The organism is Paracoccus versutus, assembly GCF_029909795.1.
GTDB classification, from domain to species: domain Bacteria; phylum Pseudomonadota; class Alphaproteobacteria; order Rhodobacterales; family Rhodobacteraceae; genus Paracoccus; species Paracoccus versutus.
Genome location: NZ_CP038196.1, coordinates 2,018,501 through 2,040,766, shown reverse-complemented (window position 1 = coordinate 2,040,766; position 22,266 = coordinate 2,018,501). Strand labels below are relative to the sequence as shown.

Annotated in this window: 22 protein-coding genes; 12 read left to right on the top strand and 10 right to left on the bottom strand. The window is 70.8% G+C overall.

Annotated elements, in window-relative coordinates; all coding sequences use genetic code 11:
- Positions 1–407 precede the first annotated feature (407 nt).
- The 8 genes from E3U25_RS10060 (at position 408) to E3U25_RS10025 (ending at position 6,992) form a co-directional block, all read left to right on the top strand.
- Positions 408–1,082: a DnaA N-terminal domain-containing protein gene (locus E3U25_RS10060; RefSeq protein WP_072462107.1), complete on the top strand. Its 675-nt coding sequence runs from the start codon at positions 408–410 to the stop codon at positions 1,080–1,082.
- A gap of 81 nt (positions 1,083–1,163) precedes the next feature.
- Entirely contained in the window at positions 1,164–1,421 is a 258-nt protein-coding gene (locus E3U25_RS10055; protein ID WP_072462108.1) for a PepSY domain-containing protein, read from the top strand.
- A gap of 147 nt (positions 1,422–1,568) precedes the next feature.
- Positions 1,569–2,531, top strand: a complete 963-nt coding sequence (gene bioB / locus E3U25_RS10050) for a biotin synthase BioB (RefSeq protein ID WP_181180863.1) — start codon at positions 1,569–1,571, stop codon at positions 2,529–2,531.
- On the top strand, positions 2,528–3,643 hold the full coding sequence (locus E3U25_RS10045; RefSeq protein WP_116220498.1) for an aminotransferase class I/II-fold pyridoxal phosphate-dependent enzyme: 1,116 nt from the start codon (positions 2,528–2,530) through the stop codon (positions 3,641–3,643). Before bioB ends, E3U25_RS10045 begins: the two co-directional genes overlap by 4 nt.
- The gene (gene bioD, locus E3U25_RS10040) at positions 3,631–4,251 is read left to right on the top strand and encodes a dethiobiotin synthase (RefSeq protein WP_072462111.1); all 621 of its coding nucleotides are present in this window, start codon (positions 3,631–3,633) and stop codon (positions 4,249–4,251) included. Before E3U25_RS10045 ends, bioD begins: the two co-directional genes overlap by 13 nt.
- Positions 4,251–5,540 (top strand): adenosylmethionine--8-amino-7-oxononanoate transaminase, encoded by a 1,290-nt coding sequence (gene bioA / locus E3U25_RS10035; protein ID WP_116220499.1) that lies wholly within the window; start codon positions 4,251–4,253, stop codon positions 5,538–5,540. The genes bioD and bioA overlap by 1 nt, the downstream gene beginning before the upstream one ends.
- Positions 5,537–6,145 carry a pimeloyl-ACP methyl esterase BioG family protein gene (locus E3U25_RS10030; RefSeq protein WP_116220500.1) on the top strand — a complete coding sequence of 203 codons (609 nt, stop codon included), beginning with the start codon at positions 5,537–5,539 and terminating at the stop codon, positions 6,143–6,145. The genes bioA and E3U25_RS10030 overlap by 4 nt, the downstream gene beginning before the upstream one ends.
- A 103-nt stretch (positions 6,146–6,248) precedes the next feature.
- Positions 6,249–6,992: a methyltransferase domain-containing protein gene (locus E3U25_RS10025; protein WP_116220501.1), complete on the top strand. Its 744-nt coding sequence runs from the start codon at positions 6,249–6,251 to the stop codon at positions 6,990–6,992.
- On the opposite strand, the gene E3U25_RS10020 is transcribed toward E3U25_RS10025, so the two are convergent.
- The 7 genes from E3U25_RS10020 to dld form a co-directional block, all read right to left on the bottom strand.
- Positions 6,989–7,654 carry a GntR family transcriptional regulator gene (locus E3U25_RS10020; RefSeq protein ID WP_036759884.1) on the bottom strand — a complete coding sequence of 222 codons (666 nt, stop codon included), beginning with the start codon at positions 7,652–7,654 and terminating at the stop codon, positions 6,989–6,991. The two genes, E3U25_RS10025 and E3U25_RS10020, sit on opposite strands and share 4 nt — an antisense overlap.
- Before the next feature lie 58 nt (positions 7,655–7,712).
- Positions 7,713–8,282 carry a 2'-5' RNA ligase family protein gene (locus E3U25_RS10015; protein ID WP_072462115.1) on the bottom strand — a complete coding sequence of 190 codons (570 nt, stop codon included), beginning with the start codon at positions 8,280–8,282 and terminating at the stop codon, positions 7,713–7,715.
- A 48-nt stretch (positions 8,283–8,330) separates the two neighbouring features.
- A complete protein-coding gene (locus E3U25_RS10010) occupies positions 8,331–8,969 on the bottom strand; it encodes a LutC/YkgG family protein (RefSeq protein WP_116220502.1) in 639 nt (212 codons plus the stop codon).
- Positions 8,966–10,393, bottom strand: coding sequence for a lactate utilization protein B (locus tag E3U25_RS10005; RefSeq protein ID WP_072462117.1), 1,428 nt, complete (start codon positions 10,391–10,393; stop codon positions 8,966–8,968). The genes E3U25_RS10010 and E3U25_RS10005 overlap by 4 nt, the downstream gene beginning before the upstream one ends.
- Positions 10,390–11,160: a (Fe-S)-binding protein gene (locus tag E3U25_RS10000; protein WP_116220503.1), complete on the bottom strand. Its 771-nt coding sequence runs from the start codon at positions 11,158–11,160 to the stop codon at positions 10,390–10,392. The genes E3U25_RS10005 and E3U25_RS10000 overlap by 4 nt, the downstream gene beginning before the upstream one ends.
- A 9-nt stretch (positions 11,161–11,169) precedes the next feature.
- Positions 11,170–12,936 carry an L-lactate permease gene (locus E3U25_RS09995; protein ID WP_036759893.1) on the bottom strand — a complete coding sequence of 589 codons (1,767 nt, stop codon included), beginning with the start codon at positions 12,934–12,936 and terminating at the stop codon, positions 11,170–11,172.
- A gap of 79 nt (positions 12,937–13,015) precedes the next feature.
- Positions 13,016–14,701, bottom strand: a complete 1,686-nt coding sequence (gene dld, locus E3U25_RS09990; protein ID WP_116220504.1) for a D-lactate dehydrogenase — start codon at positions 14,699–14,701, stop codon at positions 13,016–13,018.
- A gap of 215 nt (positions 14,702–14,916) precedes the next feature.
- Between dld and E3U25_RS09985 the strand changes: the two genes are divergently transcribed.
- The 4 genes from E3U25_RS09985 to E3U25_RS09970 all read left to right on the top strand — a co-directional run bounded on the left by E3U25_RS09985 (position 14,917) and on the right by E3U25_RS09970 (position 18,051).
- Positions 14,917–15,690 (top strand): FCD domain-containing protein, encoded by a 774-nt coding sequence (locus tag E3U25_RS09985; RefSeq protein ID WP_114537699.1) that lies wholly within the window; start codon positions 14,917–14,919, stop codon positions 15,688–15,690.
- A 63-nt stretch (positions 15,691–15,753) separates the two neighbouring features.
- Positions 15,754–16,032, top strand: coding sequence for a hypothetical protein (locus E3U25_RS09980; protein WP_036759899.1), 279 nt, complete (start codon positions 15,754–15,756; stop codon positions 16,030–16,032).
- Between the two features lie 130 nt (positions 16,033–16,162).
- Entirely contained in the window at positions 16,163–17,539 is a 1,377-nt protein-coding gene (locus tag E3U25_RS09975) for a GntP family permease (protein ID WP_036759901.1), read from the top strand.
- 26 nt (positions 17,540–17,565) lie between these two features.
- Complete coding sequence (locus E3U25_RS09970) at positions 17,566–18,051, top strand: gluconokinase (protein ID WP_036759907.1); 486 nt, start codon at positions 17,566–17,568, stop codon at positions 18,049–18,051.
- A 185-nt stretch (positions 18,052–18,236) separates the two neighbouring features.
- Here E3U25_RS09970 and E3U25_RS09965 read toward each other — a convergent pair whose 3' ends face one another.
- From E3U25_RS09965 to E3U25_RS09955, 3 genes are all read right to left on the bottom strand, one after another.
- Positions 18,237–19,673 (bottom strand): cryptochrome/photolyase family protein, encoded by a 1,437-nt coding sequence (locus E3U25_RS09965; protein WP_116220505.1) that lies wholly within the window; start codon positions 19,671–19,673, stop codon positions 18,237–18,239.
- 153 nt (positions 19,674–19,826) lie between these two features.
- Positions 19,827–21,665, bottom strand: a complete 1,839-nt coding sequence (gene ilvD / locus E3U25_RS09960) for a dihydroxy-acid dehydratase (RefSeq protein WP_116220506.1) — start codon at positions 21,663–21,665, stop codon at positions 19,827–19,829.
- 402 nt (positions 21,666–22,067) lie between these two features.
- Positions 22,068–22,244: a hypothetical protein gene (locus E3U25_RS09955; protein WP_166435372.1), complete on the bottom strand. Its 177-nt coding sequence runs from the start codon at positions 22,242–22,244 to the stop codon at positions 22,068–22,070.
- Between the last annotated feature and the right edge of the window lie 22 nt (positions 22,245–22,266).

The window sequence follows — 22,266 nt, the reverse complement described above, 5'->3', positions numbered from 1 at the left end:
CGTTTTAATGGAATGGCCAGGATGCGGAGATTGCGGGGTTTTCCTGCATCGCCCGGCGAATCGGCCGGCGAATCCCTGGGCCGCAAAACCCGGAACGCTAACGCGGAAATGGGGGACGGGTTGGCGCGTTGCATCCCGGATTGGGGGACAAAACGTCGCTATTGGGGGACGGCCTGGATGACCCCCTATACCATTTGATACCGATTTTCTTTGATGATTTGGACCGGGAAACCGGGCCGGCGGGGAATCGCTTGACAGAATCGGATTTCAGGACGCAAATACGGAAGGGATGACGAAAAGCGTTTCAAACGGTGGCAAACCGACGCCGTCATCCCGGTCTTGCCCGGCGGGCAGGACAAGGCGGGCAGATGGAAGGCAGCCGGGAATACCGGGGCGCAGGAGCAGACATGCAGGTGATCCGTGCCGTCGGCCGAGAGGCGGCGGCGAAGAAATACGACTTGCTCTCGGCCATGATGGCGCATGGGCTGGCCGGCGACAAGCATCGCCAGCGCCTGGTGCTGCGGCTGATGGCGCTGATCACCACCCGCTATAACTGGCAGCGCGACGAACTGACCATCGGCCAGCGCGAGATCGCGCGGCTGTGGTGCGTGGACGAGCGCACCGTCAAGCGCGAGATGGCCAAGCTGCGCGCCCTTGGCTGGATCGAGATCAAGCAGCAGGGCGCGCGCGGCCGGGTGTCGGTCCTGGGCCTGAACCTGGAGCGTATCCTGTTGGATACAAAGGCGGAATGGCCGAACATCGGCCCGGATTTCGTCGAGCGTGTCGGCGGCCGCCGGGCCGAGCCGGCCAATAATGTCGTGCCGCTGCACCGGCCCGAGCCGATGCCGGCCGAGGGGCTGTGGGCCGAGGCGCGCGCCCGGCTGGCCGAGGAGGATCCGGCGCTGTTCGACGCCTGGTTCGCCGGGCTGATGGAGGCCGAGCGCAACGAGACCTGCCTGACGCTGTTCGCGCCCAGCCGCTTTCATGCCAATTACGTCCAGACCCATCTGCTGGAGCGGCTGCGCATCGCCGTGCAGCGCTGCGACGGGCGCGTCGGCAAGCTGCGCATCCTGGGCCCCTGAGCGCCGCGGGCGCTGTAAGCGGGCTGTCAGCCCGGTCCTGCTATTGCGGTGGCACGAAACGCAAATGCAGGAGAAAGAATCATGCGTCTTGTTGCCTTGATCCCGGCCATTCTGGCCTTGGCGACCCCGGCCGTCGCCCATGACCGCTGCCATGTGCCGCACGATCAGCGGCGTCCGGCCAACGAATTGCGGGCCGACCTGGCCGCCAAGGGCTGGACCGTCCGCAAGATCGAGATGGAGGACGGCTGCTACGAGGTCCACGGCCAGGACCGCAGCGGCCTGTCGGTCGAAGTCCTGTTCGATCCGGCCAGTTTCCAGGAAAGGGGACGGGACGATTGAGCGGGCAGGGCGCCCTTTTGCCTGGCGAAAGGGTGCCCGCCCAGCCAGTCGGCGATTGTTCCTGAAATAATAGATAATATATACGGATTAACAAAGCGGCCTTGCCGGTTTTATAGATATCTCCACATGAGGCTCAGGGAGGTATCCATGCCCCAGCAATCGCGCCGCGCCGCCGAGATCTATCGCCTGCCGCTGATGGAACTGCTGTTCCAGGCCCAGACCGTGCATCGGGCGCATTTCGACCCGAATGTCGTGCAATGCTCCAAGCTCTTGTCGATCAAGACCGGCGGCTGCCCCGAGGATTGCGCCTATTGCTCGCAATCGGCGCGCAACGGCTCGGACCTGCCGGCCTCGAAGCTGATGGAGGTGCAGCGGGTGCTGGCCGAGGCCCGGCGCGCCAAGGAGGCCGGGGCCACGCGCTATTGCATGGGCGCGGCCTGGCGTTCGCCCAAGGAACGCGACATGCCGGCGGTGCTGGCGATGATCCGCGGCGTCAAGGCGCTGGGGATGGAGACCTGCATGACGCTGGGCATGCTGGACGCGGACCAGGCGCTGTGGCTGAAGGACGCGGGGCTGGACTATTACAACCACAATATCGACACCTCGGAGCGCTATTATTCCGAGATCATCACCACGCGGACCTTCCAGGACCGGATCGAGACGCTGGAGCGGGTGCAGGCGGCCGGCATCAACGTCTGCGCCGGCGGCATCGTCGGCATGGGCGAGACCGAGGAGGACCGCATCTCCATGCTGGAGACGCTGGCCGGGCTGGAGGTGCCGCCGCAATCGGTGCCGATCAACATGCTGATGCCGATGGCGGGCACGCCGCTGGCGGATGTGCCCAAGCTCGACCCGATCGAGATGGTGCGCACCATCGCCACGGCGCGCATCCTGATGCCGACATCCCATGTGCGGCTGTCGGCCGGGCGGTCCGAGATGAGCGACGAGATGCAGGCGATGTGCTTCTTTGCCGGGGCCAATTCGATCTTCGTCGGCGACACGCTGCTGACCGCCGGCAATCCCGGCGAGGACAAGGATGCGCGGCTGTTCGCCAGGCTCGGGCTGCGGGCCGAGGTGCTGGACGCGTCGCAGGAGGGCTGCGCGGCATGAGCTTTGTGCGGCATCGGGCGGCGCTGGACGCGCTGGCGCGGCGCGGGCGGCTGCGGCGGGTGGCGCCGGCCGCGGGGCTGGATTTCGCCTCGAACGACTACCTGGGGCTGGCAGGGTCGGAACTGCTGGCCGGGGCGGCGCGGGATGCGCTGGCGCGCGGCGTGGCGCTGGGGGCAGGGGGGTCGCGGCTTTTGCGCGGCAACCACGGCGAGCATGAGGCGCTGGAGGCCGAGGCGGCGGCTTTCTTTGGCGCCGAGGCGTGCCTTTACATGGGCGGCGGCTTCCAGGCCAACCAGGCGATCTTTTCGGCGCTGCCGATGCAGGGCGACCTGGTGCTGCACGATGCGCTGGTCCATGCCAGCGCGCATGAGGGGATGCGGCTGGGCCGGGCGGAATGCCGCGGCTTTGCCCATAACGATGCCGCGGATGCGGCGCGGGTCGTCGCGGAATGGCGCGCGGCTGGCGGGCGCGGCCGGGTCTGGATCGCGGTCGAGAGCGTCTATTCGATGGAGGGCGACCTGGCGCCCTTGCCGGCGCTGGCGGCGCTGGCCGCGCGCGAGGATGCGGTGCTGGTGGTGGACGAGGCACATGCGACCGGCGTCTTTGGCCCGCAGGGCAGGGGGCTGGCGCATGGGTTGGGCTGCGCGCTGGTGACGCTGCATACCGGGGGCAAGGGGCTGGGCGCCTCGGGCGCGCTGGTCTGCGCCGACCGGGTGCTGGTCGAGGTGCTGGTGAACCGGGCGCGGCCCTTCGTCTATGCCACCGCGCCCTCGCCCTTGTCGGCGGCGGTGCTGCGCGCGGCTTTGCGGGCGCTGGCGGATGATCCGGCGCTGGTCGCGGGCGCGCGGGCGCGCATGGCGCAGGCGCGCGATGCGGCGCGGGGCTGCGGCATCGCGGCGCAGAGCCAGATCGTTCCGGTGATCGTCGGCGACGACCATCGGGCCCTGGCGCTGGCCGCGGCCTTGCAGGCGCAGGGCTTCGACGTCCGCGCGGTGCGGCCGCCGACGGTGCCCAGGGGGACGGCGCGGCTGCGCCTGTCCGTCACCGGCAATGTCGGGGCGGCCGAGATCGCGGCGCTGTTTGCGGCGCTGGAGGCGGCATGGGTGCGGTGATCGTGGCGGGCACCGATACCGGCATCGGCAAGACGGTCTTCAGCGCCGGGCTGACCCGTGCGCTGGGGGCGAGCTATTGGAAGCCGGTGCAGGCCGGGCTGGAGGAGGAGACCGACAGCGAGACCGTCGCGCGGCTGTCCGGCCGGCCGGTGCTGGCCGAGGTCTATCGGCTGCGGCTGCCGGCCTCGCCGCATCTGGCGGCCGAGCGCGAGGGGGTCGAGATCGATCCGGCGCGGCTGGCGCTGCCGCAGGTGGCCGGCCCGCTGGTGGTCGAGGGCGCGGGCGGGCTGATGGTGCCGCTGACCCGGCGGCTGCTTTACCTGCAGGTCATCGCCGGCTGGGGCGCGCCGGTGGTGCTGTGCTGCCGCACCGCCTTGGGCACGATCAACCATGCGCTGCTGTCGCTGGTGGCGCTGCGGGCCGCGGGCTGCCGGGTGGCGGGCGTGGCCTTCATCGGCGAGGAGGCCGAGGACAGCCGCCGGGTGATCCGCGAGATCGGCGCGGTGCGCGACCTGGGCCGGCTGCCGCTGCTGGAGACGGTGACGGCCGGGACGCTGGAGGCGGGTTTCGCCGGCATCGACGTCGATGCGATCCGCGAGGTGCTGTGATGCGGGATTTCGACCGGCGGCACCTGTGGCATCCCTATGGCTCGATGCGCGAGCCGGGGCCGGTGCATGAGGTCGCGGCGGCCGAGGGGGTGTGGCTCACGCTGGCGGACGGGGCGCGGATGATCGACGCCATGTCCTCCTGGTGGGCGGCGGCGCATGGGCATCGCCATCCGCGGCTGGTCGCGGCGATGCAGGCGCAGCTGGCCCGGCTGCCGCATGTCATGTTCGGCGGGCTGACGCATGGGCCGGCCGTCGGGCTGGCGCGGCGGCTGGTCGGGATGCTGCCCGCGGGGCTGGACCGCATCTTCTATTCCGACAGCGGCTCGGTCGCGGTCGAGGTGGCGCTGAAGATGGCGGTGCAGGCGCAGCTTGGGCTGGGGCAGGCGGGGCGGGTGGCTTTCGCCTCGGCCCGCGGCGGCTATTACGGCGATACCTGGAAGGCGATGAGCCTGTGCGATCCCGAGACCGGGATGCACAGCCATTTCGGCGCCGCCTTGCAGGTGCAGCATTTCGTGCCGCGCCCGCCCATCCCCTTCGGCGCGGAATGGACGGACGATCCGGCGCGGAACGGGCTGGGGGCGGTCGAGGCGCTGCTTGCGGAAAAAGCGCGTGAAATCGCGGGGTTCATCATCGAGCCGGTGGTGCAGGGCGCGGGGGGCATGTGGTTCTATCACCCGCGCTGGCTGGCCGGGGTTCGGGCGCTGTGCGACCGGCATGGCGTGCTGCTGATCCTGGACGAGATCGCCACCGGCTTCGGCCGCACCGGCACGCTTTTCGCCATGGAGCGCGCCGGGGTGGTGCCGGACATCCTGTGCCTGGGCAAGGCGCTGACCGGCGGCATGATGAGCTTTGCCGCCACCGTCGCCTCCGGCCGGGTGGCCGAGGCGATCTCGGACGGGCCGGCGCCGGTCCTGATGCACGGGCCGACCTTCATGGGCAATCCGCTGGCCTGCGCCGTGGCCTGCGCAAGCCTGGACCTGCTGGCCGAGGGCGCCTGGCAGGGGCAGGTCGCGGGGATCGAGGCGGGGTTGGCGCAGGGCCTTGCCCCGGCGCGCGGCCTGCCCGGCGTGCGCGACGTGCGGGTGCTGGGCGCCATCGGCGTGATCGAGCTGCGCGAGGCCCTGGACATGGCGCGCGTGCATGGCTTTTGCCGCGAAAGCGGGGTCTGGCTGCGGCCCTTCGGGCGGCTGCTTTACTGCATGCCGCCCTTTGTCGCCCGGCCCGAGGAGGTGGCGCGCATCTGCGCCGCCATGGTCGAGATCGCGGGCTGGCCCGCGGACCGGCCATGAGGGCGGAATGGCTGCGCCGCGAGGGCGCGTCCGAGCTGATCGTGGTGCTGACCGGCTGGGCGGCCGGGGCGGCGCCGTTCCGGCACCTGGCCGGGGCGGCGGATGTGCTGGTGCTGTCGGATTACCGCGACCTGGCCCTGCCGGACTGGCCGCGGGGATACGCGGCGATGGACCTGGTCGCCTGGTCCTTTGGCGTGGCGGCGGCCTGCCGGCTGCCGGGCCTGGCCGGCTTTCGCCGCAAAGTCGCGGCCTGCGGTTCCTGGGCGCCCTGCGACGACGACCTGGGCATCCCGCGCGAGACGGTGCGGGCCACGGCGGCGAACCTGTCCGAGGTCTCGCTGCGGCAATTCGGCCGGCGGGCGGGCTGCGCCGTCGCCGCGGGCGCCGATCCCGCCGCGCTGCGCGACGAGTTGCAGGCGGTGATGGGCTGGGACGCCGGGCAGGTGCCGGGTTTCGACCGCATCTGGCTGGGCGCGGCCGACCGCATCTTTCCGCTGAAGAACCTGATCCGCGCCTGGCAGGGCTGGCCGGTCGAGACGCGGGTGCTGGAGTGCGGGCACAATCCCTTTGCGCAATGGCGCGACTGGGCCGAGGTGCTGGCATGAGCGGCGCATTGGCATCCGCGCTGGCCGGGGGGCATGGGTGCGGCCCGGAAGGCGCGGGCCGGGGGAAACCCTTGCCCTGTCGCCCCACGCCGGGGGTCGGGGCATGACCGCGCTGGCCGGGCGGGTGGCGCGGTCATTCGCGCGCGGCATGGCGACCTATGACGGCGCGGCGCTGGCGCAGCGGCGGATCGCGGCGCGGCTGTTCGCGGCCTATCGCCGGGCCGCGCCGGGGCACCGGCCGGCGCGGGTGCTGGAGGCGGGCCATGGCTCGGGCCACCTGACGCGGCACCTGCTGGGGCTGCGGCCCGCGCGGCTGTGGCTCAATGACCTGGCCGCGCCGGAACTGCCGGGGGTGGCGGCGGAATACCGGCCGGGCGACATCGCCGAGGTGGCGCTGCCGGGGGCGGTGGACCTGGCCGCCTCGGCCTCGATGATCCAATGGGTCGCCGATCCGGCGCGGGTCGTGGGCCGGCTGTGCGATACGGTGGCGCCGGGGGGCTGGCTGGCGCTTTCGGGGTTCGCGCCGGGGCATTTTCCCGAGCTGCGGGCGCTGGGCAGCCGGGCGGCGGCGCCGTCATACCTGAGCGGGGCGCAGATGGCGGCGCTGCTGCCGGCGGGCTGGCGGGTCCGGGGTGCGGGGGAATGGCGGATCGTGCTGCATTTCCCCGGCGCGCTGGAGGTCTTGCGCCACCTGCGCGCCACCGGGGTCAACGGCTGCGCCGGGCATATCCGGTCGCCGGGCGCGCTGCGCGACTTCATGGCGCGCTACGAGGCATTGCACGGGGGCCCGCGGGGCGTCGCGCTGACCTATGTCGCCAGCTGGCTGGTGGCCGAGCGGCGCGGCTAGCCGTGGATGGCGAAGGCGTCGCGCTTGTCGCTGGCCGGGGGCGCCGGGCGGCGGCCGATCCAGCGCACATGGCGCGCCAGCGTGGCGCAGGCGGCGTCCACGTCGCCCTTGCGCAGCGCGGCCAGGATGGCGCGGTGGTCGTGGTCGGTCCGCGTCTCCCAGTTCGACTGCCAGGCGGCGAAGAGGAAGCGCGCGCTGGCGGCGTGCAGGTCGTCGATGGCGGCCAGCAGCCGCGGCATGGCGCAGGGGGTCAGGATCAGCTTGTGGAAGCGGCGGTTCGCCGCCTCCCACGAGCGCACGTCGCGCGAGGCGTCGCCGGCCTTGGTCGCCTCTTCCGCCGCATGCAGGATGGCCGGGGTCAGGTGCGGCGCGGCATGGCGCAGCGCCAGTTCCTCGAGCGCGGCGCGCATCTCGGCCACCTCCTTGACCTCGGGCAGGTCGAAGGCGGCGACGCGGACGCCGCGGCGCGGCTCGCTGATCGCCAGGCCCTGGGCTTCGAGGCGGCGGAAGGCTTCGCGGACGGGGACGTGGCTGGCGCCGAATTCCTCGGCGATGCGGTCCTGGCGCAGGCGCTCGCCGGGGCCGATCTCGCCCGCCACGATGCGGTCGGCCAGCACGCGGCTGATGCGGACCGCCAGGGTTTCTTCTGATCCCGCGCTCATGGCGCCATGGATAAGGCGGGCGGCGGGGATTGTCGATAAGGCTTCGGCGCCCCGCGGTTCAGCGCAGCGGCCAGCGCGCCAGCGGCACGTGCCGGCCCAGGCCCTGCAGGCTGTCGATCAGCGTAAGCTGGTCCACCCGCCAATGCACCGGCGGGACCGCGATGCCCTGCGGCGGCAGGGGCTTGCCATAGGCCAGCGTCACATGCGGGGTGACGCGGTGGCGGGCGACGCCCAGCCCGGCGCCGGCCAGCCGCTGCCACAGCGTCTGGCACAGCGCGTCGGGGGCGGGGTTTTCCTGCCGGCCGACCAGCACCAGCGGCCGGTCGCGGCGGCGCGGCGGCCCGAAGGTGGTCAGCTGGTCCAGCACCAGGTCGAAGGCGGGAAAATCCAGCCCCTCCAGCGGGCGGCCGAGCGCCTCGGCCATCCATGGCTGGAGCTGCGGGGTACGGATCACCGGCAGGATGGTCATGTGCAGCGTCGCGCGGCGAAAGCGGTCGCGGCGCTGGGCGAGCTGCCAGGCGGCCTCGATCCGCGCCACCACCTCGGGCGGCGGGATGGCGACGAAAAGCAGGAAATGCTCGCGCGGCGTTTCCTGCGGCATTTCCTGCGCTTGCGGGGCGTCGGGCATCGCGGCCTCCCATCGGTGCCGCAATGCTAGGACAAATCGGCGCGGCGGTCAGCCCGCGATCAGGATGACATGCAGGAAGCCGGGGCCATGGGCGCCGCGGACATAGCTGCCCTCGATGTCGGTGGTGCCGCTGGGGCCGGTGATCAGGATGGCGTTGCGCGGGATCGCCTGGGCGGCAAGGCGGGCGGCATAGTCCTCAAGGTAGGGCAAGAGCGTCGCCTCGCGCAGCAGCACGACATGGTGCAGCGGCAGGAAGGACAGCAGGATCGGGTTCTGCGGTCCCGAATGGATGACCAGAGAGCCGCTTTCGGCGATGCCGTAAAGCGCCAGGCCAAGCGCCGCGGGCTCGTCCGCGGCGACGCCCGGATGCGGGGCGAGGCCCTGCCAGTCCAGCCCCGCCAGTTCCGGCGCCGGCTGCATGGCGAAGCGGGGCGGCAGGCCATGCGCGTCCAGATAGCGGGCCATGGCCCGCGGCACCTCGGCCAGCGTGGCGATGCGGTCGATGGTGGTGCCGAGCGCGGCGGCCTTCAGCGCGAAGGCCTCGGGCAGTTCCGGCGCGGCAAGGCGCGGGCGGGCGGCGTAGGGATCCTCAAGCAGGGCGGCGGCCTCGGCCGCGATCCGCTCGGGCGGCTTGCCGGGGCCGAGGGTGGCGCGGATGGCCGAAAGGATGCGGTCGCGGGCGGTCATTTGCGGGCCTTCTGCTGGGCGCGGTATTGGTCCATGAAGCTGCGGGCCGCCGGGCGCGGCAGGTCGCGGTGGTCGGTCCAGCCCCCGGCCAGCGGCAGGCGCGAAATCCAGCCGCCCTTGCCGAACAGCCGCAGCGCGGGCAGCCCGATGCGGGTCGCCAGGCGATAAAGCCGCGGCCGGCGGGCAAATTGCGCCCAAAGCCCGATGCCGGCGCGGACCGGGCCGGGCTCCAGCCCCTCGCGCCAGCTGCGGCGGCGCCAGGCGCGCAAGAGCGTGGGGATCGGGATGCCGACCGGGCAGACCTCGGCGCAGCGGCCGTTCATGGTGCAGGCATTGGGCAGGTCGCGGGACGCCGCCAGCCCGTCCAGCACCGGCGTCAGCACCGAGCCCATCGGGCCGGGATAGGTGCCGCCATAGGCATGCCCGCCGATCTGGCGATAGACCACGCAATGGTTCATGCAGGCGCCGCAGCGGATGCAGCGCAGCATCTCGCGGAACTCGTCGGCCAGCATCTTCGTGCGGCCGTTGTCGACCAGGACGATATGCATCTCCTCGGGCCCGTCGGCATCGCCGGGGCGCTTCGGGCCGGCGTGGAAGGTGGTGTATTGCGTCATCTCGCCGCCCGTCGCCGACCGCACCAGCAGGCGCAGCAGCGCAAGGGCGTGCGCGGTCGAGGGCACCAGCTTCTCGATCCCCGCGGTGACGATATGGATGCGCGGGGGCGTGGTGGTCAGCTCGGCATTGCCCTCGTTGGTGACGGTGCAGGTGGCGCCGGTGTCGGCGACCAGGAAATTCGCGCCGGATATGCCGATGTCGGCCGACAGGAATTTCTCGCGCAGGACGCGGCGGGCGCTTTGCACCATGGTCGCCGGGTCTTCGGCGGCGGGCGGCGGCTGGTGGCCGGTCTTGAAGAGTTCCGCCACCTGCTCGCGGGTGCGGTGCATGGCGGGCCAGATGATATGCGAGGGGGCCTCGCCCGCCAGCTGGATGATATGCTCGGCCAGGTCGGTCTCGACCCGCTCGATGCCGGCATCGGCCAGGGCATGGGGCAGGCCGATCTCCTCGCCCAGCATGGATTTGGCGCGCGTCACCAGCCTGGCGTCGGCGGCCAGGCAGATGCGGGTGACGATGGCGCGGGCCTCGGCATCGTCGCCGGCCCAGTGGACCTGCGCGCCGCGGGCGGTGGCGTTCCGCTCGAACATCTCCAGGTAATGGCCCAGATGGGCGATGACATGATCCTTGATCGCCTGGCCGCGGGCGCGGGCGGCCTCGAATTCGGGGAATGCGGCCAGGGCCGCGGCGCGCTTTCGCTCGGCATTGCCGGTGGTGCGGTCGATGGCGGTCTTCAGCACCGGGTCGGCCAGGGCCGCCGCGGCGCGAGCCTTGAACGGGGCCTTGAACGGGGCCTTGAAGGGCGCGTTCATGGCGCGTCCTCGCCGATGGCGGGGCCCTGGGCGCGGCCGGCCAGCACCTCGACGGTGTGGAAGCAGCGGGTCTTGGCGCCGCGGCGATGCAGCTTGCCGGCCATGTTCATCAGGCAGCCCAGGTCGCCGGCCAGCAGGAGGTCGGCGCCGGTGGATTCGACCGCCTCGGCCTTTTCGGTGACGATGGCGTTCGAGATGGCGGAATATTTCACGCAGAAGGTGCCGCCGAAGCCGCAGCAGGCGTCGTTGCCGGGCAGGCCGCGCATCTCCAGCCCCTCGACCTGGGCCAGCAGTGCGCGCGGCTGCGCGGCGACGCCCAGCTCGCGCAGGCCCGAGCAGCTGTCGTGATAGGTGGCGGAGGCATCGCACCTCCGCCCCCGTGGCATGAAGCCCATGACATCGTGGAGGAAACTGGTGATCTCATGGGTCTTCGCCGCCATGGCGCGGGCGCGGGCGGCCCAGTCCGGGTCGCCCGCCAGAAGTTCCGGGTAGCCATGCACCATGGTCGCCGCGCAGGAGCCCGAGGGCAGGACGACATGGTCGTAGCCCTCGAAGGCGGCGATGGTCTGGCGGGCCAGATGCGCCGCGTCGCGGTCGTCGCCGCTGTTCAGCGCCGGCTGGCCGCAGCAGGTCTGGGCCTGCGGCACCTCGACCACGCAGCCCGCTTCCTCAAGAAGCTGGAGGGCCGCGAAGCCGATCTGCGGGCGGATGGCGTCGACAAGGCAGGTCACGAACAGACCGACTGTCGGTTTTGGCTCTCCGGTCATGGTTTCCCCCTAGTTGGCGACGGTGTCGGGACGGGGGCCGCGGTTGCGCGACATGAAGAACAGCACCGCACCCGCCCAGATCGCGGCGGCGACCCACCACATGGGGTTGCCGGTCAGCAGCGCAAAGCCGATCAGCCCGCCCTGCACGACGTAATAGGCCATTGGGATCAGGGTCTGGCGGATGATCGCGCCCTCGCGGTCGGTCAGCCCGACGGTGGCCGAGGCGGCGACGACGTTATGGACGCAGATCATGTTGCCGGCGGCCCCGCCGATGGCTTGCAGCGCCACCACGGTGCCCGCGCCCGCAGCCCCCAGGCCGATCTGTTCGGCGGTCGAGAACTGGAAGAGCGAGAACATCATGTTGCTGACCGTGTTCGAGCCGGCGACGAAGGCGCCCATGGCCCCGATCAGCGGCGCGAACATCGGCCAGGCATCCCCCACCACCGACGAGACGCCCTGCGCCAGGACGATGGGCATGCTGGCATAGCTGTCCGAGGCCGAGTTCAGGAACACCTGCACCATCGGCACCGCCAGCAGCAGCGCCGGGGCGGCGGCGATCATGGTCGTGCCCGAAGCCTTGAGCGCCCGGCCGTAGTCGCGCCCCGACATGCCGTGCAGCACGAAGGTAAAGAGCGAGGCCAGGATCAGGATCGTGCCGGGCAGGAACAGCACCTGCACCGAGGCGTTGATGCCCGAGCCGAACAGGTCGCGGAAGGCGATCGTCATCTCGGGCGAGGTGAGCCATGCCTTGATCGGCGCGATCGAGCGGGTGATGACCAGCAGGGCCACGACGAAGACATAGGGCGCCCAGGCCTTGACCAGCGGCATCACCGGCTTGTGGGCATTGTGGTCCTCGAGATCGTCGAGCTTGCCGACCCAGTTGTCGTTCCAGTCGCGGCGCGGCGGGAAGTCGAAGCTTTCCCTGGGGATCAGGAAGCCGCGTTTCGCCGCCGGCACCACGATCATGAGCCCGACGATGCCGCCCAGGAGCGAGGGGAATTCCGGTCCCAGCGTCGCGGCGATGAGGTAGTAGGGCACGGTGAAGGCGAGGCCCGCGAACAGTGCGAACTTCCAGATGCGGAAGCCTTCGGCAAAGGAGCGGTTGGCGCCGAAGAAGCGCGTGAGCATCCCGACCAGGATCAGCGGGATCAGGAAGCCGATCAGCCCGTGGATGGTGGCGACCTTGACCGCGATCTCCAGCAGGTAGTCGCCGAAGGCCATGGGCGCGATGGTCGCCTCGACGATCTGCTGGTCGGCAAGGCCGGTGCGCACGCCGACCAGGATCGGCGTCCCGACCGCGCCGAAGGAGACCGGCGTGCTCTGGATGATCAGCGTCACCATGACGGCGGCCATGGCGGGAAAGCCGATGGCGACCAGCAGCGGCGCGGCGATGGCCGCCGGCGTGCCGAAGCCCGAGGCGCCCTCGATCAGCGAGCCGAAGAGCCAGGCGATGATGATCGCCTGCACCCTCCGGTCGGGCGAGATCGAGGTGAAGCCGGCCCGGATCGAGCGGATGCCGCCGCTTTCCTCGAGCGTGTAGAGCATCAGGATGGCGCCGAAGACGATATAGAGCAGGCTGACCGCGGTCACGGCGCCGTTGACGGTGGCGCCCAGGACCTTGTTAAGCTCGGTGCCCCAGATCAGTAGGGCGGTGGCGGCGGTGACGAGATAGGCCACCAGCATCGAGAACTTGGCCGATTTCGCCAGCACCACCAGCAGCACGAAGACCGTGGCGATGGGCAGCAGGGCCAGGATGAATGTGATTAGTCCAGCCATCTTTCCTCCTCAGATGGGGCGGGCGGTTCCGCCGTTGCGGGTGCGCAATCCTGCGCGGTCGTCTTGGATGGCGCCGGCGTCAATGCCAATGCGCGCATTTCGAGGTCTGGCCGATGCCGGGGTTCAGGCTGTTGGTCGGGTCCAGCTGCCGGTAGAAGCCGGCCAGCTCCGGCTTGGCGTGGTAAAGATGGCCGACGTTATGCTCGGCCGGGTATTCGGCGCCGCGCCGGTCCAGCAGGCGCCACATCTCATGTTCCACGGCCAGGCAGTCCTGGCCCTTTTTCACCACATAGTCCTGGTGGAAGACGTGGCAGAAGAAATGGCCGTAATAGAGCTTCTTCTCGATCTTCGCGTCCAGGTCGGGCGGCAGGCGCTCGACCCAGTCGCGGTCGTTGCGGCGCAGCGCGATGTCCAGCGCCACGATGTCCTGCACCTCGCGCGCGTGGATGGCGCGGTAGCGCACGGCGGCGCCGGCCACGGCGAAGCGGTGCAGGAAGGCGGCCTTGCCCTCGTCCGGGGTGCATTCGAACATGTCGCCCTGGGCCGAGGGGAAGATGCCGGTCAGGTAGTCGCGCGCCTCGGCGATGCCCGCCCCGCCCATGCGCAGAAGCAGGTGGTGTTCGTAGCGGTCGCGGAAGTCGTTCATCCGCTTGGGCAGGTGCTGGGGGGCGAGGGATGCCACCCCCTGCGCCAGCCGGTCCGAAAGCGTCGCGCCCAGGCCCAGCCGCTCGGTCAGCGCGTCCATGCGCGCCTTGGCGGCGAAGAAGGCGGGCATGCGGTCGGTGCCGGCATGGCGGATGAACAGGAAGGTGTCCTTGCCGTATTTCGCCGCCACGTCATAGGCTTCGCGGTGGATGTATTCGCCGGCGATGGGCAGGCTCTGGAAATGCGCCAGGATATGGCGGCGGATCCCGGTCAGCTCGTCGGGATCGTTGCTGCCGACATAGAAGACCGCCGTGTCCTTTTCGGCCTGGAACGTGTCCAGCCGCACGGCAAAGACGGCGAGCTTGCCGGCGCAGCCCGACGCCTCGTGCAGCCGGCGCGGATCGGCGTTGAAGCGGGCGGGGGTCTGGGCCTCGATGTCCCGGACGTGGTCGGCATATTCGCGGTCCGAGGCCCAGGCGTCGGTGGGCGCGGGCGCGGGCAGCTTGCCCGCCTCGACGCGGGCGAGGATTTCCTCGGGGTCGTCGCCGAGGTCGAGGCCCAGGTGGTTGACCAGCGCGACCGAGCCGTCGGCGCGGATCTCGGCGTAAAGGCTCATCTCGGTATAGGCGGGGCCGCGCTGGATCAGCGCGCCGCCGGAATTGTTGCAGATGCCGCCCAGGACCGAGGCCCCGATGCAGGATGAGCCGATCACGGAATGCGGCTCGCGTCCCAGCGGGCGCAGGCGCTTTTCCAGGCTGTCGAGCGTCGCGCCGGGCAGGCAGACCGCCTGTTCGCCCGCGCCGAGCAGGTGGATGCCGCGCAGGCGCATGACCGAGACCAGCACGATCTCGCGGTCGTAGTCATCGCCCCAGGGAGTCGAGCCGCCGGTCAGCCCGGTATTCGCGGCCTGCAGGATCACCGCGCGCCCCGAGGCGACGGCGGCGTTCAGCACCCGCCACATCTGCACCAGAGAGCCGGGGCGGACCACCGCGGCCACCGGCCCCTCGCCATAGCGGAAGCCGCGGGTGTAGCGGCGCGTCGTGCGGGGCGCGGTCAGCACATGCCCTCGCCCGACGATGGCGCGCAGGCGGTCCAGCAGGTCCGCACGGTCTGCCGTCATGGCTTTCCCCCCTCCCTTGATGCAATCGACCCGGCGCTGCACGGCACCGGCTGATCAGATTGCTTTACCTTCCCTCCTTTCTTGGTAAAATAATTTTACCGCTTGGGTCAAGTGGGAAATCCATTGCGCCCGACCCGGCGCTGCGGCTAATCTGCAGGACCGGATGTCGCCGCCTAACCCACTGAATTTCCGGCGGTTGCCCAGAGGAGTCGGAGATGGCCAGCGAAGTGAACAAGGGCGCCCCCGCTGCGGAGACCACCGCGCGCCATATCGAGGATCTGATTCTCGAAGGTTCGCTGCGCCCCGGTGATCCGCTGCTGGCCGAGCGCGAGATGGCGCTGCGGCTGAACGTGTCGCGCCCGACGCTGCGCCAGGGCATCCGCATGCTGGAGGACAAGGGGCTGATCGTCGCCGATCCGGGCGGCGGGCGGCGGGTGGCGCCGCTGGCCACCTCGATCACCGATCCGCTGGTCGAGCTGATGGCCTCGCGTCCCGAGGTGGTGGACGATTACCTGGAGCTGCGCGCCACGCTGGAGGGCATGGCGGCCAGCCTGGCGGCCACGCGGGCCAACGACGTGGACCGCGCGACCCTGACCCGCTGCATGGAGCGCATCCACCAGGCCCATGCCGAGGCCGATTTCCGCGAGGAGGCCGAGGCGGACGTGGACCTGCATGTCGCCGTCTACGAGGCCAGCCACAACATCGTGCTGTTGCAGATCATGCGGGCGCTGTCGGGGATGCTGCGCAAGGGCGTGTTCCACAACCGCGAAAAGCTGTATGCCCGGCCCGAGGTGCGCGACGTGCTGCGCGCCCAGCACCGCGCCATCTATGACGCGATCATGGCCCGCGACGCGCCGGCGGCGGCGCGGGCGGCGCAGGACCACATGATCTATACCAAGCGCGTGCGCGCCGAGATCATCGCCGCCGAGGCGCGGCTGGAAATCTCGCTGCGGCGGATCGAGGGCGGCAGCCTGACCTCGCGGAACTGAACGGCTTTGCCGGTTCCGGCATCTGTGCCATCATGATTCCCGGAAAACTCAGGGAAATCGCGCATGGACAGGATGGACAGGCTGGCCGCGCGGATCGACGGCCTCGAAGGCCGGGTGATCGCGCATCGCCGCACCTTTCAGAAGCTGCTGGAGCTTTCGCCCGAGAGCGTGCAGGCCGAGATGCTGCAATGGCTGGAGGATCGCGAGGTGATGCTGGACGGCCAGGAAGACCCCGGCGTCGTGTCCGGCCCCGAGGCGGCGCTGGAGCTGGCACTGTCGGACGAAATGCGGCTGCTGCACGATCTTGCCACCGCGGCGCGGCACCGGCGCGAAACGTCTTAACTTTTCACCCGGCATCTGTTATCGCTAACGGCCACGAAAACCGACGGATGCCTGGCCGCGCCCCGAATCTGCGGGCGGCAGGACCAGGCCCTAGCCGTCCCACGACCCTTTCGCTGGAGGAGCCCCTTTCATGAATCCTGTCGAGCCCGTTCACAGCACGGTCGTGCTGTTGCTGATCGCCCTGGCGGCGGTTCTAGTGCTGCTGGTCCTGATCATGCGGTTCCGGCTGCATGCCTTTGTCTCGCTGGTCCTGGTCAGCCTGATGACCGCGATGGTCGCGGGCGTTCCCATGGCCGATGTCATCGCGGTGCTGATGCAGGGCTTCGGCTCGACCCTGGCCACGGTGGCGCTGCTGGTGGGTTTCGGCGCCATGATCGGGCGCCTGCTGGAGATCACCGGCGGCGCGCAGGTGCTGGCGGACCGGCTGATCGGCCAGTTCGGCGCCGAGCGCGCGCCCTTTGCGCTGGGCGTGGCCTCGCTGCTGTTCGGCTTTCCGATCTTCTTCGACGCCGGGCTGGTGGTGATGCTGCCGATCATCTTCAGCGTGGCTTACCGCTTTGGCGGTTCGGTGCTGCTTTACGCGCTGCCGGCGGCCGGGGCCTTTGCGGCCATGCATGCGCTGCTGCCGCCGCATCCGGGGCCGGTGGCGGCGGGCGACCTGCTGGGCGCGGACATCGGGCTTTTGGTGGTGGTCGGGCTGGTCGTGGCGCTGCCGACCTGGTTCTTCGGCAGCTACCTGTTCGGGCTCTGGGCCGGGCGGCGCTTCGTGCTGCCGATCCCCGAGATCCTGGGCGCGGTCGAGGCCGAGGGCCATGACCGCATCCCGCCCAGCTTCGGCACGGTGATGCTGGTGCTGCTGCTGCCGCTGGCGCTGATCTTCCTGAACACCGGGCTGGGCACGCTGGCGACCATGGGCGTCGTCGATGCCGGCGCGGGTTGGGTCACGGTGCTGCGGCTGATCGGCCAGACGCCCATCGCGCTGCTGATCACCGTGCTGGTGGCCATGGCGCTGCTGGGCCGCGGCCGCAGCGCGACCGAGATCGAGCGCATCATGGACGGCGCGCTGGCGCCGATCTGCGCCATCATCCTGGTCACGGGCGCCGGCGGCATGTTCGGCGGCGTGCTGCGCGCCAGCGGCATCGGCGAGGCGCTGGCTTCCAGCCTCGACGCGGTGGGCATGCCGCTGATCGTGGCGGCCTTCGTCATCTCGATGGCGCTGCGGGTGGCGCAGGGCTCGGCCACGGTGGCCCTGACCACCACCGCCGGGCTGATCGCGCCGACGGTGGCGGCGACCACGGGGCTGAGCGAGTTCGACCGCTGCTTCCTGGTGGTGGCCATCGCCGGCGGCGCGACCGTGCTGAGCCATTTCAACGATTCCGGCTTCTGGCTGGTCGGGCGGTTCCTCGACATGGACGAAAAGACCACGCTGAAGACCTGGACGGTGATGGAGACGCTGCTGGGCACCATCGCCTTCGGCTTCGCCCTGATCGGCTGGTGGCTGCTGTGAGCGGCGCGGTGCAGCATATCGTGGTCATGGGCGTCTCGGGCTGCGGCAAGAGCACCACGGGCGAGGCGCTGGCCGCGCATCTGGGCTGGCCCTTCGTCGAGGGCGACAGCTTCCACCCCGAGGCCAATGTGGCCAAGATGCGCGCGGGCATCCCGCTGGACGACGACGACCGCGCGCCCTGGCTGCGGGCGCTGGCCGCCGAGATCGGCCGCAACGAGGCGCTGGGGCAGTCCTCGGTCATCGGCTGTTCCTCGTTGAAGCGGGCCTATCGCGACATCCTGCGCGAGGGCGCGCCGCGGGTGCGCTTTCTGCACGTGCATGGCTCGCGCGCGCTTCTGGAAAGCCGGCTGTCGCATCGCGAGGGGCATTTCTTCCCGGCCAAGCTGCTGGATTCGCAGCTGGCCACGCTGGAGCCGCTGGCGGCGGACGAGGACGGCGTGGTGGTCGACATGGCCCTGTCGGTCGAGGACCAGGTCCGGCAGGCGCTGCGCCAAATGGGGCTGGAGGGCTAGCAGGCTGCTGAAAAAGTCCTTGCGACAGGACAGCGCGGGCGGGAACCGGGAAATCCGCCTCAAACTTGCCGAAAACACCCCATTTCGGGCCGATATCAACTGGATCCAGAACGATTTCCGCTGCGCCGCCCTCTCGAAATCCTTTTTCAGCAGCCTGCCAGGGCCGCGCCGGGCTGGCGCGGCGGTCAGCGGTCATCGACTGGGGCCTGGCGGCGGAAGGCGGCATGGGCCTCCAGCGCGCGGGCCCGGCCTTGGGCCAGCCTCTCGGGCGTGGCGCGGTCCTGCCAGGTGCAGGGCACGTCCCAGCCGGGCGGCAGGCTGTCGAAATAGGCCCGCGCCTTTTCGCCCTCGGCGCCCTGCCAGCCCAGCAGCCAGCGCCGGCGATAGCGGCCCTGCGGGTCGAATTGCGCGGCCTGCCGTTCGGGGTTGAAGATGCGGAAGAAGGGCGCCGCATCCGGGCCGCAGCCCGCCACCCATTGCCAGTTCATCGCATTCGCGGCCGGATCCCAGTCGGTCAGGCTGTCGGCGAAATGCGCCAGCCCCAGCCGCCAGTCGGTCAGCAGGTGCTTGGTCAGCCAGCTGGCCGCCACCATGCGCACCCGGTTGTGCATCCGCCCGGTCACGCGCATCTCGCGCAGCCCGGCATCGACCAGCGCGATGCCGGTTTCGGCCCGGCGCCAGCGGGTCAGCGCGGCGCTGTCGCCGCGCCAGGGGAAATCCGCCCATTCCGGCCGCCAGGGCTGGCGTGCCAGCCGGGGACACTCGATCAGCAGGTGCCAGGCGAATTCGCGCCAGATCAGCTCGGTCAGGAAGGCCGCGATGCCGGGGCTGGCGGCGGGATCGGCCTTGGCGCGGGCCGAGGCGATGGCCCAGAGGTCGCGCGGGCCGATCTCGCCCATGGCCAGATGCTCGGACAGGCCCGAGGTCGCCTGCAGGTCGGGGCGGTCGCGCTGCGCGGCGTAACCCGCGGCGCGGTCCAGGAAATCGCCGAGCCGGGCCTGCGCCGCGGCCTCGCCCGCGGGCAGGGCGTGGCGCTCCAGCACCGCGCGGCCGCGATGCAGGTCCGGGGCCAGGTCCAGCCGGTCGAGCGCCAGCCCCCGCGGCGGGTCGGCCAGCGGTGAAAGGCTCGCCGCTTCGCCGCCGGGCCGGTCGGGGCCGATGGCGCGCAGGGCGCGGGCGAAGGGGGTAAAGACGCGATAGGCGCCGCCCGAGCCGGTGCGCAGGGCGCGGGGATGCACAAGCAGATGGCCCGGATGCAGCACCAGCCGCACGGGCGTGCCGGCCAGCGCCCGGCCCAGCCGCTGCTGCGCGGCGATGGTCGCGGGTTCGGGCCAGTCGTTCCTGTGCAGCGACCCCGCGCCGATGCGGGCGGCCAGGGCGGGCAGGATGTCCCAGGGCTCGCCTTCCAGCACCAGCACGGTCGCGCCGTGGCGGCGGCGCAGTTCGGCATCGAAGGCCAGCAGGGCGCGCTGCAGCCGCCAGCGGCTGGCCGCGCCCTGCGCCCGCAAGGCGCCGTCGATCAGGAAGACCGGCAGCACCGGCCCCGCGCCCGCGGCGGCGGCCAGGGCGGCATTGTCCCGGAAACGGAAGTCGCGGCAAAGCCACAGGATGCTGGGCGGCATGGGCGGGGTCCGGCTGGATGCTCGCCGGCCAGTCATCAGGGTTTCGCAGGCCGGCGCAAGCCCCGCCGGCGAGACCGGTCGGTGGGGCCGGTTCGGCGGGGCAAGGCCGCCCCCGCCCCGCCGCCTTGCGGCAGGACCGGGGGCTTGGCGGGACTATTCCGGCAGGATGCGCACCGCGCCCTTGTCGGCCGAGGCGGCGAATTGCGCATAGACCCTGAGCGCGGCCGAGACCTGGCGCTGGCGCGGCTGCGCCGGTTTCCAGCCCCTGGCGTCCTGTTCGGCGCGGCGGGCGGCCAGCTCGTCCTCGGGCACGGCCAGGCGGATCGAGCGGTTGGGGATGTCGATCTCGATCCGGTCGCCGTCGCGGACCAGGCCGATGGTGCCGCCGGCCGCCGCCTCGGGGCTGACATGGCCGATGGAAAGCCCCGAGGTGCCGCCCGAGAAGCGGCCGTCGGTGATCAGCGCGCAGGCCTTGCCCAGCCCTTTCGATTTCAGGTAGCTGGTCGGATACAGCATTTCCTGCATGCCCGGCCCGCCCTTGGGGCCTTCGTAGCGGATGACGACCACGTCGCCGGCCTCGACCTTGCCGGTCAGGATGCCGGAGACGGCGGCGTCCTGGCTTTCATAGACCTTGGCCCGGCCGGAAAACACCAGGATGGATTCGTCCACGCCGGCGGTCTTCACGATGCAGCCGTCCAGCGCGATATTGCCCTTGAGCACCGCCAGCCCGCCGTCCTTGGAGAACGGCGCCTTGGCCGAGCGGATCACGCCCTTTTCGCGGTCGAGGTCCAGGTCCGGCCAGAGCGTCGCCTGGCTGAAGGCCATCTGCGTCGGCACGCCGCCCGGCGCGGCCAGGAACAGCTCGCGCGCCTGCGGGTCGTTGCTGCGGGCGATGTCCCATTGGTCGATGGCGGCGCCGATCGTGGGGGCGTGGACGGTCGGGCAGTCGCGGTCGATCAGCCCGGCGCGGTCGAGTTCCCCAAGGATCGCCATGATGCCGCCGGCGCGATGCACGTCCTCCATATGGACATTGGCGGTGTTCGGCGCGACCTTGCACAGGCACGGCACCTTGCGCGACAGCGCGTCGATGTCGTCCATGGTGAAATCCACCCCGCCTTCCTGGGCGATGGCCAGCAGGTGCAGCACGGTATTGGTCGAGCCGCCCATGGCGATGTCGAGCGACATGGCGTTCAGGAACGCGGCCTTGCTGGCGATGGCGCGGGGCAGGACGCTGGCGTCGTCCTGTTCGTAATGGCGGCGCGTCACCTCGACGATGCGGCGGCCGGCCTCCAGGAACAGGGTCTTGCGCAAGGCATGCGTGGCCAGGGTCGAGCCGTTGCCGGGCAGCGACAGGCCGAGCGCCTCGCTGAGGCAGTTCATGGAATTGGCGGTGAACATGCCCGAGCAGGAGCCGCAGGTCGGGCAGGCGGCTTCCTCGATGGCGGCGAGGTCGGCGTCCGAGACCTTGTCGTCGGCGGCGGCGACCATGGCGTCCACCAGGTCCAGCGAGACCTTGCGCCCGTCGCCCAGCGTGACCTTGCCCGCCTCCATCGGCCCGCCGGAGACGAAGATCGCCGGGATGTTCAGCCGCATTGCCGCCATCAGCATGCCGGGGGTGATCTTGTCGCAGTTCGAGATGCAGACCATGGCGTCGGCGCAATGGGCGTTGACCATGTATTCCACCGAATCGGCGATGAGTTCGCGCGAGGGCAGGGAATAAAGCATGCCGTCATGGCCCATGGCGATGCCGTCGTCGACCGCGATGGTGTTGAATTCCTTGGCGATGCCGCCGGCCGCCTCGACCTCGCGGGCGACCATCTGGCCCAGGTCCTTCAGATGCACATGGCCCGGCACGAACTGGGTGAAGCTGTTCACGATGGCGATGATCGGCTTGCCGAAATCGCTGTTCTTCACCCCGGTCGCGCGCCAGAGGCCGCGGGCCCCCGCCATGTTGCGGCCGTGGGTGGTGGTGCGGGAACGATATGCGGGCATGGCTGGGTTCTCTGTCGTCTGATTGTCCGTGCTGAGCGGCCAGTATCACGAAGAAATTGGCGAGGTTATCCCTTATCACGCTTTGCGCCGGGCGATACCCCCGATTTCGCGGGGCGACCCGGGGCATCAGCCGCCCGGCCAGCCGGCCCATGGGCAGAAGCGTCCCGACATGGCGCGGCGGCGGGACGGTGGCCGGGGCCGAGGGGGCTGCGCATCGCCGCAACCAGCCCCGCGCGGGTCCGCCTTGCCGGAATCGTCGCCGTCATCGCCTGCCTTCGCTGCGCCCCGTCCTGGGGCGGTTCCGGCCGGGTTCCGGCATGAAGCCGCCATCGGGCGGAAGGCGCATCTTTCCTCAGGCGCCTGGGATGGCGCGCAGCCGGTGCCGCCGCAGGGCGGGCCGCGTCATTCCAGCCACAGGTCGCGCAGGAGCGATTGCGCCAGATGATCCACCGAGCCGCCGTCGAGCCGCACGCATCGCTCGTGGCCCGCATAGGACACCCGGATGGTGTCGCCCGTGACCTCGTATTCGCCGGAGACGAGCGCCCCCTTGCGCCCGGTAAGAGTGACTGTGCCTTTCATTGTCCCTGTTCCTTTCCTCCTT

Bases quoted from the DNA above. Each gene is read 5' to 3' on its own strand.
- E3U25_RS10030 (WP_116220500.1), top strand. From the start codon at position 5,537: ATGAGGGCGGAATGGCTGCGCCGCGAGGGCGCGTCCGAGCTGATCGTG.
- E3U25_RS09980 (WP_036759899.1), top strand. From the start codon at position 15,754: ATGGACAGGATGGACAGGCTGGCCGCGCGGATCGACGGCCTCGAAGGC.
- E3U25_RS10025 (WP_116220501.1), top strand. From the start codon at position 6,249: ATGACCGCGCTGGCCGGGCGGGTGGCGCGGTCATTCGCGCGCGGCATG.
- E3U25_RS09970 (WP_036759907.1), top strand. From the start codon at position 17,566: ATGGGCGTCTCGGGCTGCGGCAAGAGCACCACGGGCGAGGCGCTGGCC.
- E3U25_RS10020 (WP_036759884.1), bottom strand. From the start codon at position 7,654: ATGAGCGCGGGATCAGAAGAAACCCTGGCGGTCCGCATCAGCCGCGTG.
- E3U25_RS10010 (WP_116220502.1), bottom strand. From the start codon at position 8,969: ATGACCGCCCGCGACCGCATCCTTTCGGCCATCCGCGCCACCCTCGGC.
- dld (WP_116220504.1), bottom strand. From the start codon at position 14,701: ATGACGGCAGACCGTGCGGACCTGCTGGACCGCCTGCGCGCCATCGTC.
- E3U25_RS09955 (WP_166435372.1), bottom strand. From the start codon at position 22,244: ATGAAAGGCACAGTCACTCTTACCGGGCGCAAGGGGGCGCTCGTCTCC.
- E3U25_RS09985 (WP_114537699.1), top strand. From the start codon at position 14,917: ATGGCCAGCGAAGTGAACAAGGGCGCCCCCGCTGCGGAGACCACCGCG.
- E3U25_RS10055 (WP_072462108.1), top strand. From the start codon at position 1,164: ATGCGTCTTGTTGCCTTGATCCCGGCCATTCTGGCCTTGGCGACCCCG.
- E3U25_RS09965 (WP_116220505.1), bottom strand. From the start codon at position 19,673: ATGCCGCCCAGCATCCTGTGGCTTTGCCGCGACTTCCGTTTCCGGGAC.
- bioA (WP_116220499.1), top strand. From the start codon at position 4,251: ATGCGGGATTTCGACCGGCGGCACCTGTGGCATCCCTATGGCTCGATG.
- E3U25_RS10000 (WP_116220503.1), bottom strand. From the start codon at position 11,160: ATGACCGGAGAGCCAAAACCGACAGTCGGTCTGTTCGTGACCTGCCTT.
- E3U25_RS10060 (WP_072462107.1), top strand. From the start codon at position 408: ATGCAGGTGATCCGTGCCGTCGGCCGAGAGGCGGCGGCGAAGAAATAC.
- bioB (WP_181180863.1), top strand. From the start codon at position 1,569: ATGCCCCAGCAATCGCGCCGCGCCGCCGAGATCTATCGCCTGCCGCTG.
- E3U25_RS10005 (WP_072462117.1), bottom strand. From the start codon at position 10,393: ATGAACGCGCCCTTCAAGGCCCCGTTCAAGGCCCCGTTCAAGGCTCGC.
- E3U25_RS10015 (WP_072462115.1), bottom strand. From the start codon at position 8,282: ATGCCCGACGCCCCGCAAGCGCAGGAAATGCCGCAGGAAACGCCGCGC.
- E3U25_RS09975 (WP_036759901.1), top strand. From the start codon at position 16,163: ATGAATCCTGTCGAGCCCGTTCACAGCACGGTCGTGCTGTTGCTGATC.
- bioD (WP_072462111.1), top strand. From the start codon at position 3,631: ATGGGTGCGGTGATCGTGGCGGGCACCGATACCGGCATCGGCAAGACG.
- E3U25_RS10045 (WP_116220498.1), top strand. From the start codon at position 2,528: ATGAGCTTTGTGCGGCATCGGGCGGCGCTGGACGCGCTGGCGCGGCGC.
- E3U25_RS09995 (WP_036759893.1), bottom strand. From the start codon at position 12,936: ATGGCTGGACTAATCACATTCATCCTGGCCCTGCTGCCCATCGCCACG.
- ilvD (WP_116220506.1), bottom strand. From the start codon at position 21,665: ATGCCCGCATATCGTTCCCGCACCACCACCCACGGCCGCAACATGGCG.